An 18,704-nucleotide genomic window follows, 5' to 3' on the forward strand; every position below is an offset into this window, starting at 1 on the left:
ATTTTTTCCGGGCTATACTAACAGTAACTATCTCTAGCCCTGATGATTACGTCAAGTCTGGCTGAAATGAGAACATCCTCAAAGCCATACACAGACTGCCTTTTTAATTTTCGGACAGGTCTAATAAGTTAGATGTGTGGGTAGATGAGTTAATGGTAAAAGTAGATGACAGTTTTCTTCCTTGGTATTTTGGATACTGGAATCAGCAATTTATTGGTATTCAATCCCTCTTCCAAACTGGTTATCACTGGCTTAATGGTAATACTCCCACTGCTGAAGAAAAATTAAATCAAATAGTTCAGTCTCAATTCACGAACCTGGTATTGCAGCCAAAAATTGCTCAACTTGAGATTGAAACTTTAACTGATGAGACTCGCAATGTCTACATCAATACCCTTAAAACTCAACTTAATATTACTAAACAAAACCTTAATATCCCTGAATCGAGATGGCAACGATACCTTCAGGATATCTCTCTAGTAACACGCTCTTCCGAAAGTAATAGAGGAACTTCACTTGCCTTTAAATCGGCAGGAAGTACAGCTATTGCTGGAGGAGTAATTCTGGCAAAAACAAGTGCTAAGACTTTTGGTAAATTTGCAGGAAAATCTGTTGGTAAAATTACTGGCAAGACTGTAGGAAAGATGCTAGGAAAAGCCGGAGGAGTTGCCAGTGAGGCTCTAGGAGAAGCTGTGGCAGTTGCAACTGCACCGATTGTAGGTCCAATATTAGGGATAGGAATTGTTGCTTGGGACTTAATAGATCACTATCAAAATCGTAAAGTCAACGAGCCAATTCTTAGGAGCGAGATCAAAGAATATTTAACAAAAATGGAAGCTAATCTTCTGAATGACAGAAATACGGGCATTATGTCTCCAATTTATGACTTGGAAGTACAAGTTTTCAAATCTCTTTCTCATTCTTAAAACACAAGTGTTATCGCTTTTCCCATAGAGTTAAATTTCATTAGCCCACATTTTTTGTTTACATGATAGCGATGACTGCGACGAGGGTAGCGATCGCTATTTTTTGTATAGGATGGTAAAGCGATCGCCTTATTTCCAAAATAACGATATATTATCAAATTACCAAAACCAACAAAAAATCCCTCTCAAACTCTCTTCCCTTCGTTTCCTTCGTTCCTTCGTGGTTCATTCTTTCATCACTTCTGCTTTTTTAAGTTGCATAAGAGCGATACTTTTCTTAGGGAACACTAGGCGAAGATCGAACTCTGCTAACACATCAGATAAACTAGAAAAGTGCGATCGCAATTTTATTTTAAATAGTCAGCAATAAACTACAATCCCATCAAAATTTTTAGCCTGTCTTCAACTTCTGCTAGTGTCTCTGAAGAAACATTTCCCCAACACTTATCAAGGCGTTCCACAGAGATTGATCTCACGTCTTCACATTTAATAAAACTTTGAGTTTTAATCCCTCCCTCTGGAGAATTAATTTTTACGTGAAAGGGGATTCCTTTATCTTTCGATGTAATAGGTAACACAACTACTAAACCAGATGCACCTTGATTAAATAGATCCACCGAAATAATTAAACAAGGGCGTTTACCAGCTTGTTCATGTCCGCGCACAGGATTAAGGTCTACTAGCCATATCTCTCCTCTAGCGATTTTTACCACTAACCTTCAACCCCGTCCGCTATAGTTTGCTCCCATAACTGTCTCTCAGAAACCTCCTCTTCCCACAGAGTTTCATTCTGCCTTAAAACAGTGAAAGCTTCATTGGCTCGTGTCAGAAACAAAGACCTGCGATAATTCTCAATAGCTCGATCTAAAACTGATTGAATTGTCTCACCAGAGTCCTCTGCCATCGTTAGCAGAGTTTTGTGTGTGGTTTCACTGATACTAACTTTTAGTTCAGGCATGACTTTTTCTAGTTGCTCACTGACATCATTATAGCAATTGCGAGGGCTAACGCATAAGATAAACTAGAAGAAAAATCATACTACTTGAGTAACTTTTATTATGTTTGCTGAAACATCCTCAAGATATGTAACACGCAATCCTGAAATTTTAGGTGGAGAGCCAATTATTACAGGTACTCGGACATCGATCCGTGCTATTGTTGGTTTATGGCGATTGGGAATTATGCCAGAAGAAATCCCTAATCATTTACCACATTTAACACTGGCACAAGTATTTGATGCCTTGAGTTTTTATCTAGATCATCAAGCAGAAATTAATGATTATATTGAACGAAATCAAGTACCTAATGAATTAGTACATCCTGCTGTGAAAGCTACACGAAAAGATCATCCTCTTGCTAAATTTACAGGAATTTTAAGCGATGCAGAAGCAGCAGAGATAAAACAGTCAATTGCTCAATGTCGGCGGGTAAATGCAAATGAGTGGTAAAATTGCTCTGGATACCAAGGAGAGCAATATAAATCTATTATCGTGTTTGATATTAGGAGTTAATAATGCTGAATCAATTAGATCGCATTACTATTAATCCTCACATTTGTTTAGGACAACCAACAATTAGAAGAATGCGTATTACTGTAGCTTTTATTCTCAAATTACTAGCCAGCAAACTTTCAATTGAGGAAATTTTAGCAGCTTATCCAGAATTAGAGGAAGAAGATATTAGACAAACTCTCAACTATGCAGCTTGGACAGTTTCAGATAAAATGACCAGCATTCCTTCAGCATGAATAACCTACGTTTTATTGCTGATGTTCATATTTCCCCTCTTACAGTAGCATCGCATCCCATGTGATAAAATATTTAATATCGAAAAGAAGCTCAAAATATGACCATTCACCAACCCCGCTATAGTAAAGAAGAATTTGCCCAAATCGGTGAGCAAATCTACGAAATGCAAATACGCCCAAAAATAGAAGCAGGTAATCAAGGAAAAATTGTAGCTATTGATATTGAAACGGGAGATTTTGAAATTGATGCGAGTGAAATAGCAGCTTGCGATCGCCTAGAATTTCGTCACCCTGATGCACAAATTTGGATAGTTCGCATTGGTTCTCGTTATGTGCGTCGCTTTGGTGGACGGAATAAAATATCTATATGATTACAGGAATTGTAAACGACGATTTAGATGCAATTATACCACTGATAATTTTTGGGTCAGATAGTAAAATCTCTAGACAAAATGCAGTTATAGATACAGGTTTTAATGGTTGGCTTTCATTACCACAGGATTTAATTAATCAGTTAAATTTAAGATGGAAAAGGCGAGGACGCGCAATTCTCGGTGATGGTAGTGAATGCGTTTTTAATGTTTACGAAGCAGTTATAATTTGGGATGGAGTTCCTATCAAAATTCCCATTGATGAAGCAGATTCAGAACCTCTGGTGGGAATGTCATTGATGCAAGGATATCAACTGATAATTCAAGTTTTTGAAGGCGGTAGTGTAGAATTACGGAAAATAAATACAGTCTAAAGTCTATGAATATTAACCTAAAACCTATTCTCACTCGCCTAAAAACAGAACTCACTGACCTGTATGGCGATCGCCTACAAAACCTCACCCTCTATGGTTCTCAAGCGCGTGGTGATGCAGAACCCGGATCAGATATAGATGTGTTGGTAGTGCTGAAACCTCCTGTTAACCCAGGTGAAGAAATTAAACGCACAGGAAAGGCGATCGCTGATCTTTCCCTAGACTATGATGTTGTCATTAGCTGTCTTTTCATGGACGAAACCCACTATCAAACCGGCAACGGTTCATTACTCAGGAATATCCGTAAAGAAGGCGTTTTCCTATGACCGATGAACAACGGGAACTTCTACTCAAAGCTAAAGCGATCAAGCGACAGAACAGATTGACCGCGCAGAACAATTTTTGTCCCAGGCAATTCAGATGATGGGTACAATATAAAATTGATGGAATGGACTAATAAACACTTTCATATATTTGAACCCTGAATAATTATGGATTGGCAAACTAGAATTACTATAGATCCAAACATCTTAGTCGGTAAACCTATCATCAAAGGAACACGACTAGCAGTAGAATTTATTATTGATCTTCTTGCCCAAGGCTGGAGTAATGAAGAAATTTTGCGTAATTATCCAGGTATTACTATTAAAGATATTCAAGCCTGTCTTGCCTATGCTAGTGCTTCCTTAAAATCTGAAAAAGTCTATGCTATTCCTGCCTAAATCATGCGTTTTTTAGCTAATGAAAATTTCCCCCTGGATGCGGTTGAAGCTTTGAGAGAAAACGGACATGATGTGGCTTGGATTAGAATAGACTCACCTGGTATTTCTGATCCTCAAGTATTAAGTCGCGCCCAAGCAGAAAACCGTATTCTCTTAACCTTTGATAAAGATTTTGGAGAATTGGCTTTTCGTTCACAGTTACCTGCTACAACTGGGATTATTTTATTTAGAATAAAAGCACCCTCTGGTGCAGTAGTAGCGGAAAAAGCTGTCAAAGCGATCGCTCTGCGTGATGATTGGTATGGTCATTTTAGCGTTGTGGAAGATGACAAAGTGAGAATGAGAACTCTGGTAAACTAACATCATATTCTCAGACTAAAGCGATACCTTCGGTAACGGCTGAATTATACTCAAGAGTTTTTCACAAGAAACAGCGATCGCCCTATCTGCAAAATAAAAAAATTCTCAAATTACCAAAACCAACTAAAAATCTGTGTAAAACTTTCTTCCCTTCGCTTCCTTCGCTTCCTACCCTTCGGGAACACCTCCGGTGAAAGTGTCTTCGTGGTTCATTACCTTAAAAATAAGAAAAGAACAAAAATCACCAAACATCTACATCATGAACTTCCGCGAAGAATTTAAACTCCTCCTCCGCGCCCGCTACCCCCTCATTTACATCCCCACCCACGAAGAAGAACGGGTAGAAACTGCTATCCGTGAAGAAGCGACAAACCAAGGAAACCGCCCCGTTTATACCTGGGATTTTGTGGATGGTTATCAAGGCAACCCCAACGATACTGGCTTTGGCAAACGCAACCCCCTGCAAGCATTAGAATTTATTGAAAAATTACCCCCTTCCGCCCCAGCAGTGCTAATTCTCCGGGATTATCACCGCTTTTTAGAAGATGTGGCGATCGCTCGCAAACTTCGCAACTTAGCCCGACTCCTGAAATCTCAACCGAAAAATATTGTTTTATTATCCCCACGCATTGCTATTCCCGACGATTTAACCGAAGTTTTAACCGTGGTGGAATTTCCCTTACCCGCAGCACCAGAAATAAAAACCGAGGTAGAACGCCTATTACAAGCCACTGGTAACGCACTTTCCGGTAAATTTATTGATGACTTGGTGCGTTCCTGTCAAGGGTTATCAATGGAACGGATACGCCGAGTTTTAGCCAGGGCGATCGCATCCCACGGAGAACTACAACCAGAAGACGTTGATTTAGTTTTGGAGGAAAAACGCCAAACTATCCGCCAAACCCAAATCCTGGACTTTTACCCCGCCACTGAGCAAATATCTGATATTGGGGGACTGGATAATCTCAAAGATTGGTTAATTCGTCGGGGTGGTTCATTCACAGAACGAGCGCGACAGTACGGATTACCGCATCCCCGTGGTTTAATGTTGGTGGGGATTCAAGGAACTGGTAAATCTTTAACAGCTAAGGCGATCGCCCATCATTGGCATTTACCTTTATTACGCTTGGATGTGGGGCGCTTATTTGGTGGTTTAGTCGGTGAATCAGAATCTCGCACCCGGCAAATGATTCAAGTTGCGGAAGCCCTTGCACCCTGTGTATTGTGGATTGATGAAATTGACAAAGCCTTTTCTGGTTTAGGTAGTAAAGGTGATGCAGGAACAACTAGCCGGGTATTTGGGACATTTATCACTTGGTTAGCAGAAAAAACTTCACCCGTGTTTGTCGTTTCCACCGCTAACGATATTCAAGCTTTACCCCCAGAAATGCTGCGGAAAGGGCGATTTGATGAAATTTTCTTTGTCGGTTTACCCACCCAAGAAGAAAGAAAAGCCATTTTTACTGTACACTTATCCCGCTTGCGTCCCCATAACCTCAAAAGCTATGACATTGATCGGTTAGCTTACGAAACTCCCGATTTTTCCGGTGCAGAAATTGAACAAACGTTAATTGAAGCGATGCACATTGGTTTTAGCCAAAATCGTGATTTCACGACCGATGATATTTTAGAATCGGCTAGTCAAATCATACCTTTGGCGCGAACTGCGGTAGAACAGATCCAAAAACTGCAAGAATGGGCAGCAGCAGGGAGAGCGCGTTTGGCTTCTAAGCATAATGCTTTAAGCGATCGCATTCAACGTCAAATGTAATAATATTTGGCTGGGGACTGGGGAAGAAGGTGACAGGTGACAGTGAAGAAGAACTTTCTATGATTTCTGATTCCTTGATCTCCTGACTCCTGTACGGGCGAAGTAGGGGCGAAGTAGGGGCGAAGCATTCGGAAAATAGCCTTTTGATAAAATGATAATTTGTCGCCCGAATGCTTCGCCCTTACAGGAAAATAGCCTTTTTATAAAATTGATAATTGGTTACCCGAATGCTTCGCCCCTACGACTCCTGACTCCTTGATCTCCTGACTCCTGACTAAAAAATATGAAAATAATTTCTGGATTTTTTAAACTTATACTTGGTTTTGTATTAGCGATCGCAGTTTTATTAGGTAGCGGACTGACAATAGCTCTCTATTTTGTTAATCGTACCGCCATTCCTCCCGAAAAACCCATGTTTGCTAATGATAGTCCCAAACCCAAAGCGAACAAACCAAAAGTCACACCAGTAAAAGCTACTACCACACCTAAACCTAGTCCTACTAGCAGTCCTAAACCTAGTCCTAGTCCTACTCCTACTCCCACTGAATCACCTGATACCTTACCACCAGGAGCTTACCAAGCTATTGTAACTTGGCCGCAAGGTTTGAGTATGCGAGATAAACCAGCCTCAGATGCACAAAGTATTGGTGGTGTTGGTGGTAATCAAAAAGTCATCATCTTAGAAGAAAGCGCGGATAAAAATTGGCAAAAAATTCGCATTGCAGGTACTGATCAAGAAGGTTGGGTGAAAGCTGGTAATACTAAACAAGTTGAAGAATAATTCTTGATCTTTAGGGAACAGGGAGTTCACTTTCAATTTGATCATGATTAAATTGACAATGATAAATGTGAACCTTGCTGATTTTTATTTACTTCAATCCGGGCTTGAAATGCTTCTTTGAGGTGAGGAATGTGTGTGACAGTGAGAATACAAGCAAAATCAGCAGCGATCGCATTTATGGCCGCAATCAGGCGATCGCACCCTTCTGTATCCTGTGTACCAAATCCTTCATCTATAATCAACAACTGCAACGCCGCACCCGCACGCTGGGCTAATAATTTTGCTAATGCTAAACGAATCGCAAAATTAATTCTAAATGCTTCTCCACCCGAATAAGTTTCATAAGCTCGTGTACCCCGCGCATCAGCAATTAAAATATCTAAGGTATCTATCAACTTGGCATTTTTCCGCGTTGACTTACCACTTCTTCCCGCTTTCTGAGTAACAAATTGTACGTGCAGTTGATTGGCACTCAACCGCGCCAGGAGTAGATTTGTCTCAGCTTCTAGTTGGGGTAACAGATTTTCAATCATCAAAGCTTGGATACCATTTTTACCAAATGCTTGCGCTAATTCCTGATATACCCGTTGTTGCTGTTTACAATCTTGTAATTGCTCTTGTTCTTGCTCATATTGATTTTGCAACAGTTCTAACTGATGTACTTGTTGTTCTAAACGCCCCAAATAAGCGATTTTTTCATCCATTTCTCGGCGAAAAATGGCTATTTTCTGTTCTAAATCATGAATTTGCTCAACAGGATTCTCACTAGCTTTTAATTGCTCTACAATACTATCCATTTCAATGGCAAGTTTTTGTTTATCTGCGGTTCTGCTATTATAAGCATTTGTTAAATCCTCCAATCTTTTCTGTAGTTGGGGATATTCTTGTTGAGCAGATAAAAACTGCTGATAGGGTAACTGCCAAGATTGAAACTCTTTAACACCTTTACGAATATTACTATGTTGCTCGGAACTGTAAGCAATTTCTGTAATTTGGGTTTCTAGTGCTAATATTCCTCTTGCTATCTCTGAATTTGTTTGTTCTGATGCTATTTGCGCCTTCAATTCCTCAATCATAGCTTGTAGCTCTGGTTTTCTCGCTGCTATTTGAGCTTGTTTTTTCTTGGCATCTTTAATCTGGACTTGTTTAATTTCTGCCCATCGTAAGTTTTCTACTACACTTCTAGCTAAAGCATGATCTTGTTCATTGTAATTTAGTTGTTTGATATATTCATCTAACTCTTGAATTTCTGCCTGTTTATCAGGTGCATAATCACCTTCTAAAACCCTATGTAACTTTTCTTTTTCTGTTAAAACCTGTTTTAGTTGCGTTTGCAGTTCAGCCGACGCTTGTAACTGGGCTGCTAATTTCCCCTTTTTTTCCCTTAAAGCGTCATAATTTGCTACTTGCTGCGATATTTCTCGATATTCCTGCCTTAATACTTGAATTTCTCGGTCAGAAACTGCCATCTGTTCCCGCAGTACCCAAAATTGCCCTTGAGTATCTTCATATTCTATTTGGGTTTTTTGTATTACTCGATGCCAGTGATTTTCATCTAAAGGATGTTCACACAAGGGACACAAAGCATTAGGATTTTGAAGAAGTTGTATTTTTTGTTCTAAGTCTCCTAGTAATTTTTCGTAGTCTTTTTGATGAGCTTGTAAACGTTCTATAAAATGGCGACGTTCATGGCCTTTGTCCTGTACCCTTTGCAAATAAACTCGCTTCTTCTCCAATTCTTCAATTTGTAAATCTACTTCTATCACATCTTGTTGTAACTGAGATTGTTTGCGAATTTTAGATTCAATTTGATTTTCTGTAACTTGTAACTGTTCTAAACTTGCTAATAATCTACTATGGATACGTTCTAATTCAGTTTGTAAATTTGCTCTTTGTTCTAATAAAGGTTTGACTTGTATTTGCAAATTTTCTAAAGAGTTAAGATGCTCACGTGCAGCAGATAATTGAGATAAAGCTGTTTCAATTTCTCCAGACTTTTTCAAAATTGGTTTGATTTCTTGTTGTTCTTTTTCTAAATTATTTAATTCAGCCTCTGCTGCTTGTATTTTGCGTTCAATAGATTGAATTTGTTTATCCAGTTGTTGTTGTTGTTGTTGTCTTAAAGTAATAGCGCGGGTATGTTGTTCAAACTTAATAGCAAAAACTTCTTCTTGAGATTGCAAAGTTTGAAATTGAGAGTATCCAGCTTGAATTTGGTCGGATTGATGTAAAATAGATTCTAAAGCAGCCAATTGGGATTTGACAGCTAACTTGTCTTGATCTAGGCGATCGCAATCTTCACTAAGATTTTGATATTGCTGTCTGACAAAACTCAGTTTTTCCTCTAAATTTTGGCGTTGACTTTGAATAACTTTCAAACTTTGTAATTGAATATTATCAGCAGCTTGCTGTTGTTGCAGATGATTGAGTTGAACTTCTAACTCTGCTTTTTCTGCTGTAGTTGCTTCTCGTTGTTGAAGTTGAGATTTAATATTATCCAAAGAACGTTCTAACTCTTCCGCCCGTCCTTTATACTGTTTAGAATTATCCTTAGCCTTTTCTGCCAAAAGATCATATTGATTAAGTTTTAATAATTCCGCTAGAATTTCCTTCCGTTCCGTGGGACGCTTGAGCATGAACTCATCCGCCCGACCTTGACGCAGGTAAGCAGAATTAATAAAAGTCTCATAATCAAGCTTGATATGTTGTAAAATCACATCTTGGGTTGCTCGCATCCCCTTACCAGTCAGAGGACGAAAACCAGCGGGAGTTTCAATTTGAAATTCCAAAACGCTAGTTGCACCCCGGACACGAGTACGAATCACCCGATATTTTTGTAAATTATTGTAGAAAGTAAAATCTACTCTGACTTCTTTTGCGCCAGAATAAATCACATCATCTTCAACAGTAGCACGACTTTCACCCCAAATAGCCCAAGTAATAGCTTCCAGAAGAGAAGATTTACCCGCACCATTAGAACCACAAATACAAGCCGTATGCAACCCGCCAAAATCTAAAGTTGCATCACGGTAACTCAGGAAGTTTTTTAGGATCAGTTGAACTGGAATCATTGAGGCTATAGTGCCATATCTACAATTTCTATTATTAACAGTACAGATGCACCTTGTGTGAGTTTACAGCAATTTTCAGGTAAATAAACCACATTTTGATTTAGGTTTCTGATTTAGGTTTCGCGTCAACAATGTAGGGGCGTTCGCGAAGCGTGCTGGAAGCATCAGCATTCGGATGATAGTCTTAGGTAAAAACCGATAATTAATTGTCCGAATGCTTCGCCTTTACTGTGGTCTAAAGACATGAAAACTGCTGTCACCATATAGATATTAGCTTTCTAGTCTGGAAAACATCTGATTACAAAAATTTATAACTAACTAGGGAATAGGGAATAGGGAACGGGGAAAAGCCACCGCTCTTGATAACTTTTGTAACTTGTACATCAGTGCTATAAATCATCTATCAGATTCAGGATTCACCATATTCATAATCTTATCCTGAGATTCTAATTGCTTATGTCAAATTAAAGATGTAAAAAATGTTTTTTTGGTTTTAAATGTTGAATATTGCTCAAATTTGTTACATTAAACCCACAGCAACAAAATATCTGTTGTCGTCATAATTCATGTAGGAGTGAATGTAAATACTATGTTTCTACGTAAACATCTTATTTGTGTACCAAGTCTAGCCACCCTGACAGTTTTAGGTAGCAGCGTTTGTGCAACTGCTCAGACAACCCATCCAGAGGCCGCTGTCATCTCTAATCACCAGGAAAGCACAGAACTTAACACCACTGTGTCTAAAATACAGCAATTTCCCAACGCCGCTACTCTAAAAACGGCTAATCGGACAATTATACCCATTCCAGGGACAGTAGCGACCTCATCAACAATCTTGACTTCTGAAGATACAAAGCCTACTTCCCAACCATCTGCGGCTCAAGTAGCACAGCCGAAAGAAATAGCACAAGCAGATATTGATTTAGGAAGACCTACCCGTGGTGGTAGTAGCTATGTTGGCGTTGCTGGCAATATTGGGTTAAGTGGCGGATCTTCAACCTTGGGCGATGGTAATTTTACAGTCATCAGCAAAGTTGGTTTCACCAGGACTCTATCAGTTAGACCATCGGCAATTTTAGGAGATGATACTGTATTTCTCGTTCCCCTAACTTATGATTTTTCCTTCCAGCCCATAGGAGATCCATTTAGTGAACCTTTACCTATAGCTCCTTATGTGGGAGTTGGTGCAGCTATTAAAACTGGTAACAACTCAGAAACTGCTGTCATGGTGACAGGTGGAGTTGATATACCTCTAAATAATAGATTCACTGCCACAGCCGCTATCAATGCAGGATTTTTTAATCAAACTGATGTCGGTTTATTAGTTGGTGTTGGGTACAACTTTGGTGGATTCTAAGTAGGTTAACTACCCAGATCCTCAACTTCTTTAAAAAGTCGGGGATCTATCCAGTATCCAGTATATTAACGTTTTATTTCTTGCAAGGCAGCAATAAAAACATCAATTTTTGAACGCGTATTATAAAAATATAAACATTATTATCTATAAAAAATTATCTATAAAAAGTAAATTAATACTTATTTCTAGAGATAGAGTTAATGCAAAAAAACAGAGTTTACCGTTAAAGAATCAGGAATTTTACAAAAATAAGTTACTTCCAAATACAAAAAGATATAAATATTTCATTTCTTGTGGTGCGGGCATCCTGCCCGCTAATTATACAGGTTATACAGGGCAGACAGGATGCCTACCCCACAACATGAGATACTTGATTAAATAGGAATAATTATGGTTGGACGTATAGTTAAAAACTTCAGCTTTAAGGAAATCAAAAAAACAGACGACGGTGCATTATCTATTGGTCAATTTACTAATGTTCCTGATATTAACCCACCACAACCACCTGGCAATATTGCTAATTGGTTTTTAGGTACACGGGCGGAAAATGGAACAGAATTTAAACAACTTATTGCCCAAGCTGTAGATCATATTATAGATTATCGGCAAAGTTATTTACCAGGTGATCCAGAAACAATTACTCAGGATGTTAAAGCTTCTCTGGAATATCAAGCAGGAATGCAAGCTTTAAGGGATGCCTACAATCAATTGTTACAGCATTTGCGAGAATATGGTACGCCATTTTTTAGTATGCGTTATCAAGGTCATATTCTTTGGGATACCACCATACCAGGAATGCTTGGTTATTTTGCCGCAATGCTGCATAATTCCAATAATGCCACCATTCAAGCTTCTACTGCTACCACTTTATTAGAATTACAGGTAGGGCGTGATTTATGTGCAATGATTGGTTTTCCTGAAACCGATAAAATTGAACCTTGGTGTCATATTACTGCTGATGGTTCTATTGCTATTAATGAGGCGACTTGGGCAACAAGAGAATTAAAATTTTTTCCTTTTGCTGCGAAAAAAGCTTTACAAAAACAACCAGTATTAGCTAAAGCTAAAGCATTAGAAATTAAAATTGCTGATGGTAGTCAACCAAAATTATTAGAAGCTACTTCTTGGCAATTATTTAATATTTGCATGGATGATATTTTGGCTTTACCACAGCGAATTTGGGAATTATGCGGTGAAAGTGAAAATATCAAAGATGTTTATGATGTTTGGGATTTAATTATTCCTTATAATCTTAATGTTCGGGGCTGGTTGGAAATGACTCGTTCTTGTTTTGAGGATGTGGGGGAAATAAAAATGATTGCCCCATCCTCTAAACATTATGCTTGGCCAAAAGCAGCAGCAGTTAATGGTATTGGCACAGATAATTTAATTGATATTTTTGTTGATGCTGATGCCAGATTAGATTTAGGAAGGTTAAATCAAACTTTAAATCAATGTTTAGAAAATCGCCATCCAATATTGTTAACTTTAGCAGTTTTAGGCAGTACAGAAGAAAGTGCAGTTGATCCCATAGATGAGATTTTAGAATTAAGAGAAACCTACAGGAAAAAGGGTTTAGAGTTTAATATTCACGTTGATGCTGCTTGGGGTGGTTATCAAATTTCTACTATTCGCCGTGATTATAGTTTTGAGGAACAAAAATCACCTTTATTTATTGATGATTATAGTCAAGTAATGTTTAATGAACACACTATCAGGCAGTTTAAACACCTTCGAGATTGTGATTCTGTTACTATAGATCCTCACAAATCTGGGTATATTCAATATCCGGCTGGTGGTTCACTTTATCGTCATAGTTTATTAAAACATTTGACAACTTTTACCGGGACTTATATTGGCGGTTCTAAATCTATTCGTCCTCTAGAACCATCGGTAGGAATTTACGGTTTAGAAGGTTCAAAACCAGGAGCAGCAGCAGCTTCTGTTTTTCTTTCTCATCAACTAATTCGTCCTTCTGTAAGTGGCTACGGTAAGATTATTAATCAAGCGATTTTTAATAGTAAGTTGTTTTATTTGCGGTTACTTTTTATGTCCGCAGAAACAGATAATTTTATTGTTGTTCCATTACCACGTTTACCTATTGATCGCAGTGATATTAGTGATTATATTAATGGTGAACATGAGCATTATATAGCCCATTTGCGTCAACATCTCCAGGGAAAAAATCAAAGTCAAATACTTGCAGATCCGGAAGCTATGGCATTATTGCGGGAAGTTGGACCGGATCAAAATATTCTCAGTTACGCCTTTAATTTCAAACATTGCGATCATCGTCTGAATGATAACGCTGATTTATTTAATGAGTTGAATAATCAAATTTATGATCGTTTTCACATTCATTACTACCAAAGTGGTGAAGCTGAAAATATTCACAAATACCAATTCATGCTAACTAGAACTATTTTTAGATTGGCAGATTATGGTGAGACATTTATTAATAATTATGCTCAACGTTTGGGACTAGCAACCACTCCAGAGGAAATGTCAATTTTGCGATCAGCAGTGATGGATCCTTATTTAAGTGATTTACCCAATGGGGGATCATTTTTTGATGAAATTATTGAACTGATTCGCCAAAATGTAACTGAAATTATTGAACAAAATTTTCGTTAATTGAAAATCAATACAGGATTTTATAAAATAAATACAGCAGTTTCTAGGTAGATGAGGTACATCATTAGGAAGAAATTTGCTGTAATTTAATTTTGGCAAATAAATTGTTTTTGGTAGTAGTAAGCTGTTACACAGCTAAATTGTATAATCCTAATATTCTGAACTCTTGTGGAACAAGCCTCTTGCCTGTTCCACGTATAAAAATTCAATGCACAACAGCTTACCAGGAAAAATGTTTACTGAGGACTAACTTTGTCTATCACCTTTATTTTACCCTCATCTCCTACTGTCCAAACATCATAAACACCAACTACATCACCGTTAGCATCAACATCTACATTACCGCTTGCACCTTGGTAGTTGATTTTTTGCCCTTCTTTCAGTAGTTTCAGTCCTTCACAGACATCACTAACTTCTGTTCCTTCACCAGCAGCAACTTCTCGAAGTTTACCAGCAATACCGACACCTGTATTTTCTTTAGCAGCTTGGGCTGATAATACCAACAAAGCTGCTGCATCCCAAGCTTGAGGTGCATATTCTCCTGGTGTTCCGCCTTTTTTCTCTTGCCACAATTTCTTAAAGGCTGCTAATGCTTTACCATCAGAACCAGGAACAGTACCAATAGCCCCAGTTAACAGATATTTGCCATCAGGACCTTTACCTACTTGTTCCGGGAAAGCATCTGATTTTACTCCGTCAGTCAGCATGATCTGTACTCCCTTAGCTACACCTTGCTGGTAAGCAGCTTTGAGGAATAAACTACCTGTTTCGGCATACATGACTGCTAATACCGCATCTGGTTTACCTGCAAAAGCAGCAGCAGCTTCAGTATCAAAGGTTTGGGCTTTGGGATCGTAACGAACTGGTTTATCTTTATTAACTATTGTTCCACCTAATTTTTCAAAAGTTTCTACAAATGCTTTTTCAAAACCTACACCATAGTCGTTGTTGATGACGACCGTAGAAACTCGTTGAAAACCTTTTTTCTTAGCAAGTTGGGCTAAAGCTAATGCTTGGTAAGTATCTGGGGGAGCAGTCCGCGCCCAAAATCCTTGAAAATCGCCTTTTTGCGCTTTTTCGGTAAATACGGGACTGGTGCTACCAGGGGAAATTAACATGACTTTGTTAGGGGTAGCAACAGAAATGGCAGCGGTAGAAACACTACTAGCAAATGAACCCACGACACCAGCAACTTTATCTACTGTTGCTAGTTTGGTCATACCTGCTGCACCAGCTTTAGGATCTGTTTGATCGTCTACTTCTATTAATGTGACTGGTTCTCCGTTGACTCCTCCACAAGCGTTGACGGTTTCTACCAGTAGGGGAACTGAACCAACCATTTGTTGACCGATGGAAGCTAAGTCACCTGTTGTTGGTAATAAACTACCAATTTTCAAACCTTTAGCACTGCTGGTTGTTGTGGTAGTGCTGGCTTCTGGGGTAGTTGTAGTTCCGTTTGTGCCTGTATTATTTGTTGTAGTGGTATTTTCACAAGCAGCCATGAACAAACTACTGGCTATAGTTACTAAACTCAAGGCTAGGGAAACACTCAATTTTGGCATATCTTCCTTTCACTCCTCTATGTTGAGGAGCTTGAAAATCAATTATTAAACTAACTGATTAGTTTAGCTGGTTAATGGCTCAAACTCCACAAGCTAAATATTAACATTAAGTTTTGGAAATCTAGGAATGAGTATTTATTATCAAGGAATTGCCTTGAATTCTTTTCCGCAACTAGAGTTTTTATAATTTGTAAACGGAGAGGGAGGGATTCGAACCCTCGGATGGACCTTACGATTCCATCAACAGATTAGCAATCTGCCGCTTTCGACCACTCAGCCACCTCTCCAGAGGTAACACTATACTATATTAGCAGTGGTTTTTTGGTTCGTCAAGAGATATTTTGTGATTTGTCAGGGAACAGGGAACTGGTGACTGGTGACTGGGGACTGGGGAAGAAAATTTTAGATTTTAGATTTTAGATTTTAGATTGGAGATCACAAAAACAATCCAAAATCCAAAATCCAAAATAAAAAACTCCTGCCTTCTGCCTCCTGCCCCCTGCCTCCTTCTATAGCACTTGCGATCGCATCCAAGCAACTGGTAAGGTGCGTAATTTTTGCCACTGGGGAACATAAGCACGTTGACTGAAAACTTCATAATCATTGCGCTCAATTACATCTAAAATCTGTCCATAGAGCATAGATGCTGCCCACACTGGCCAACGGGCATCCGGGTCAAGATAAGTAATTCCCTTATCGGCTTTAGTATAAAATTCCCTAGCTCGTTCAATTTGAAACCGCATTAGGGAACGCCAACGTTCATCTAATACACCTTGGAAAAGTTCTTCTTCGCTATAGTTGAATTTAGCCAAGTCTTCTAGGGGAAGATAAATTCTACCCCGACGTGCATCTTCGCCCACATCACGAAGAATGTTAGTTAGTTGGTTGGCGATACCCAGGGCGATCGCTTCATCTATGGGTAAATAGGGTTTTTGATTTCGATGCCAAGGGGCGGTATAGATGCTGGTATCTACACCCATAATCGTGGTTGACATCAAGCCCACAGTGCCAGCAACGCGGTAGCAATAGAGATACAAATCCTCAAAGGTTTCATAGCGACTGCGGTATAAATCCATGCGCTGACCCGCAATCATATCCCGAAAGGGTTGAATATCCAAAGGGAAATGTTGCAGGGTATCTACTAAAGCGACATCGTAATTATCTAATGGGTGTCCAGCAAAAATTGAGTCCAGCTGCTTTTCCCATAGTTCTAAAGTTTCTGGGGTGGTTCTAGCAGCAGCAGGACCATCGACTAATTCATCTGTACGGCGACACCAAGCGTATATTGCCCAAACAGATTGACGCTTTGCCGGACTCATCAGCAATGTACCCAGGTAAAAGGTTTTGGCGTACTTGGCTGTGAGTTCTTGGCAAAGTTTGTAGGACTCGTCTACAGAGACCAGCGTTTTCATGCGCGGGGGTGAATCAGGCAGTTGCAGCATTCGTTGCGGGCGGTCGAGTTAGCGTTTGCAGGTTGGAAGTATTGGCTACCGATGGCGCTTGAGAGATCGCCTGTGCTGTTAGCTTACCAGAAAGCACTGCACCTTCCATACTGCCTAAATAGCGTTGCATGGTATAACTTCCGCTTAAAAAGAAGTTGGCTATAGGGGTTTTTTGGTCTGGGCGGTACTGTTGACGACCAGGGGTAGCTGTGTAAACTGAACGGGGCGTTTTGACGACATGAGACTTCAGCAGTTTTGCTGGGTTGTCTCCTGTAAAGTGGTCAGGGAAGAGTTTTTCCAACTCGGCCATAGTAGCGGAGATGATTTCCTCGTCAGATTTGCTAATCCAGTCTTTGGCAGGTGCGAGAACTAATTCCAGCATTGACCGATCCGGGTTAGCATATTCCCGACAGGTGTTACTCATATCAGCATAAACGCTGAGGAGGGGCGATCGCGAAAATAATAGATGATCAATATCTGTTAATTTCCGATCAAACCACAAATGCAGGTTAATTACTGGTACACCTTCTAAACCGTCTAATTTCTGGAAAAATTCCATTTTTTTCCAAGGTTCTGGCAACATCACTTTTAATGGGTCAACCGACATGGCTGAAACGTAAAAGTCTGCTGTTACTATTTCATCTGGTTTTCCATCTAAACCCCGCAGCAAGAAACCTTTAACTGTACCATCGGAGTTCAGCAAAATCTCTTTTAGGGGCGCATTGAGTCTGACTTCTCCACCCCGTTTGGTAATGTAATCTACGATGGGTTGGCAAAGTCTTTCTGTGGGTGAACCATCCAAAAAGGCAATTTTTGATCCGTACCGTTCTTGTAAAAACCGATTGAGGGCGGTTAATAAAATTGTAGAGGAAACTTCTTCAGGGTTGATAAAAGTTAAGGCTTTGGAAGCAGCAATAAATACATCACTAGCGACTCTTTCACCTATACCTTGTCTTTTTAACCATTCAGCGAAGCTGTATTTGTCCATGTCCTCTACATACTGTTGACCCCGCACGATGGCAGGAAACAAACCAATGGCAAAACGGATCTTTTGTTCCCAGGTCAACATATCATTGTTCCGCATAATGGAAGCAATGATGTTAAATGGTGAGGGAATGTCAGGAACATCAAAACGGGAGAGAGTTCCTGGTTTATCTGGTTGGTTAAAAATCAGGGTATGCTGTTTCCACTGGAGTCGGTCTTCAATACCTAACTCTTTGAGTAGTTGTAACATATTGGGATATGCCCCAAAGAAGGCGTGTAAACCGGTTTCGTACCAGTCACCATCAGAGTCTTTCCACGCTGCTACTAAACCACCGAGTACATCCCTCCGTTCTAAAACAATGGGAGTGTAACCCTCATCTACTAGATATTTAGCGCAGGAAAGTCCTGCTAAACCAGCGCCGGCAATAGCTACTCGCATTTAAACCTACTGTTTTCAATATTTCTTAATAGTTTTGTCGTTTTCATTATACTTTGCATTCTGTTACATTTGGCATGGCTTTGGGAAATTGGTGACTGGTGACTGGTGACTGGTGACTGTTGACTGGTGACTGGTGACTGGTGATTGGTGACTGGTGATTGGT

General features: G+C 39.4%; 18 protein-coding genes and 1 tRNA gene. 12 read left to right on the forward strand and 7 right to left on the reverse strand.

Annotated features, from left to right (window positions below; genetic code table 11):
- The first annotated feature begins 152 nt into the window (after positions 1–152).
- Entirely contained in the window at positions 153–926 is a 774-nt protein-coding gene (locus FFR48_RS15245; RefSeq protein WP_137667944.1) for a hypothetical protein, read from the forward strand.
- Between the two features lie 371 nt (positions 927–1,297).
- On the opposite strand, the gene FFR48_RS15250 is transcribed toward FFR48_RS15245, so the two are convergent.
- Entirely contained in the window at positions 1,298–1,639 is a 342-nt protein-coding gene (locus FFR48_RS15250) for a type II toxin-antitoxin system PemK/MazF family toxin (RefSeq protein ID WP_137667945.1), read from the reverse strand.
- Positions 1,639–1,884, reverse strand: coding sequence for a toxin-antitoxin system protein (locus FFR48_RS15255; RefSeq protein ID WP_137667946.1), 246 nt, complete (start codon positions 1,882–1,884; stop codon positions 1,639–1,641). The genes FFR48_RS15250 and FFR48_RS15255 overlap by 1 nt, the downstream gene beginning before the upstream one ends.
- A 100-nt stretch (positions 1,885–1,984) precedes the next feature.
- Here FFR48_RS15255 and FFR48_RS15260 point away from each other — a divergent pair, with 100 nt between their 5' ends.
- The 9 genes from FFR48_RS15260 to FFR48_RS15300 all read left to right on the forward strand — a co-directional run bounded on the left by FFR48_RS15260 (position 1,985) and on the right by FFR48_RS15300 (position 7,052).
- Complete coding sequence (locus tag FFR48_RS15260; protein WP_137667947.1) at positions 1,985–2,374, forward strand: DUF433 domain-containing protein; 390 nt, start codon at positions 1,985–1,987, stop codon at positions 2,372–2,374.
- A gap of 65 nt (positions 2,375–2,439) precedes the next feature.
- Positions 2,440–2,673, forward strand: a complete 234-nt coding sequence (locus tag FFR48_RS15265) for a DUF433 domain-containing protein (RefSeq protein ID WP_137667948.1) — start codon at positions 2,440–2,442, stop codon at positions 2,671–2,673.
- A 98-nt stretch (positions 2,674–2,771) separates the two neighbouring features.
- A complete protein-coding gene (locus FFR48_RS15270; RefSeq protein ID WP_096572418.1) occupies positions 2,772–3,044 on the forward strand; it encodes a hypothetical protein in 273 nt (90 codons plus the stop codon).
- Entirely contained in the window at positions 3,041–3,418 is a 378-nt protein-coding gene (locus FFR48_RS15275) for a clan AA aspartic protease (RefSeq protein WP_096572419.1), read from the forward strand. The genes FFR48_RS15270 and FFR48_RS15275 overlap by 4 nt, the downstream gene beginning before the upstream one ends.
- Positions 3,419–3,423: 5 nt before the next feature.
- Positions 3,424–3,744: a nucleotidyltransferase domain-containing protein gene (locus FFR48_RS15280; protein ID WP_137667949.1), complete on the forward strand. Its 321-nt coding sequence runs from the start codon at positions 3,424–3,426 to the stop codon at positions 3,742–3,744.
- 165 nt (positions 3,745–3,909) lie between these two features.
- On the forward strand, positions 3,910–4,140 hold the full coding sequence (locus FFR48_RS15285; RefSeq protein ID WP_137667950.1) for a DUF433 domain-containing protein: 231 nt from the start codon (positions 3,910–3,912) through the stop codon (positions 4,138–4,140).
- A gap of 3 nt (positions 4,141–4,143) precedes the next feature.
- Positions 4,144–4,500, forward strand: a complete 357-nt coding sequence (locus FFR48_RS15290) for a DUF5615 family PIN-like protein (protein ID WP_137667951.1) — start codon at positions 4,144–4,146, stop codon at positions 4,498–4,500.
- 259 nt (positions 4,501–4,759) lie between these two features.
- Positions 4,760–6,271, forward strand: a complete 1,512-nt coding sequence (locus tag FFR48_RS15295; RefSeq protein WP_137667955.1) for a Ycf46 family AAA ATPase — start codon at positions 4,760–4,762, stop codon at positions 6,269–6,271.
- Positions 6,272–6,560: 289 nt separating this feature from the next.
- Positions 6,561–7,052, forward strand: coding sequence for an SH3 domain-containing protein (locus tag FFR48_RS15300; protein WP_096572896.1), 492 nt, complete (start codon positions 6,561–6,563; stop codon positions 7,050–7,052).
- A gap of 47 nt (positions 7,053–7,099) precedes the next feature.
- Here the strand turns inward: FFR48_RS15300 and sbcC are convergent, their stop codons facing one another.
- Positions 7,100–10,123, reverse strand: a complete 3,024-nt coding sequence (gene sbcC / locus FFR48_RS15305; protein WP_137667952.1) for an exonuclease subunit SbcC — start codon at positions 10,121–10,123, stop codon at positions 7,100–7,102.
- Positions 10,124–10,712: 589 nt separating this feature from the next.
- On the opposite strand from sbcC, the gene FFR48_RS15310 reads away from it, so the two are divergent.
- Both FFR48_RS15310 and FFR48_RS15315 read left to right on the forward strand, forming a co-directional pair.
- The gene (locus FFR48_RS15310) at positions 10,713–11,480 is read left to right on the forward strand and encodes a hypothetical protein (protein ID WP_137667953.1); all 768 of its coding nucleotides are present in this window, start codon (positions 10,713–10,715) and stop codon (positions 11,478–11,480) included.
- A gap of 390 nt (positions 11,481–11,870) precedes the next feature.
- Positions 11,871–14,114 (forward strand): pyridoxal phosphate-dependent decarboxylase family protein, encoded by a 2,244-nt coding sequence (locus FFR48_RS15315; RefSeq protein ID WP_137667954.1) that lies wholly within the window; start codon positions 11,871–11,873, stop codon positions 14,112–14,114.
- Positions 14,115–14,350: 236 nt separating this feature from the next.
- Here the strand turns inward: FFR48_RS15315 and FFR48_RS15320 are convergent, their stop codons facing one another.
- The 4 genes from FFR48_RS15320 to pds form a co-directional block, all read right to left on the reverse strand.
- Positions 14,351–15,676, reverse strand: coding sequence for an ABC transporter substrate-binding protein (locus FFR48_RS15320; RefSeq protein ID WP_096572424.1), 1,326 nt, complete (start codon positions 15,674–15,676; stop codon positions 14,351–14,353).
- Between the two features lie 195 nt (positions 15,677–15,871).
- Positions 15,872–15,963: transfer RNA gene (locus tag FFR48_RS15325), tRNA-Ser, on the reverse strand.
- A 222-nt stretch (positions 15,964–16,185) separates the two neighbouring features.
- Complete coding sequence (gene crtB, locus FFR48_RS15330; RefSeq protein ID WP_096572425.1) at positions 16,186–17,118, reverse strand: 15-cis-phytoene synthase CrtB; 933 nt, start codon at positions 17,116–17,118, stop codon at positions 16,186–16,188.
- The gene (pds, locus tag FFR48_RS15335) at positions 17,102–18,541 is read right to left on the reverse strand and encodes a 15-cis-phytoene desaturase (protein ID WP_096572426.1); all 1,440 of its coding nucleotides are present in this window, start codon (positions 18,539–18,541) and stop codon (positions 17,102–17,104) included. Before pds ends, crtB begins: the two co-directional genes overlap by 17 nt.
- Positions 18,542–18,704: the final 163 nt, after the last annotated feature.

This window comes from Sphaerospermopsis reniformis, from assembly GCF_005402885.1.
Classification (GTDB): Bacteria; Cyanobacteriota; Cyanobacteriia; order Cyanobacteriales; family Nostocaceae; genus Sphaerospermopsis; species Sphaerospermopsis kisseleviana.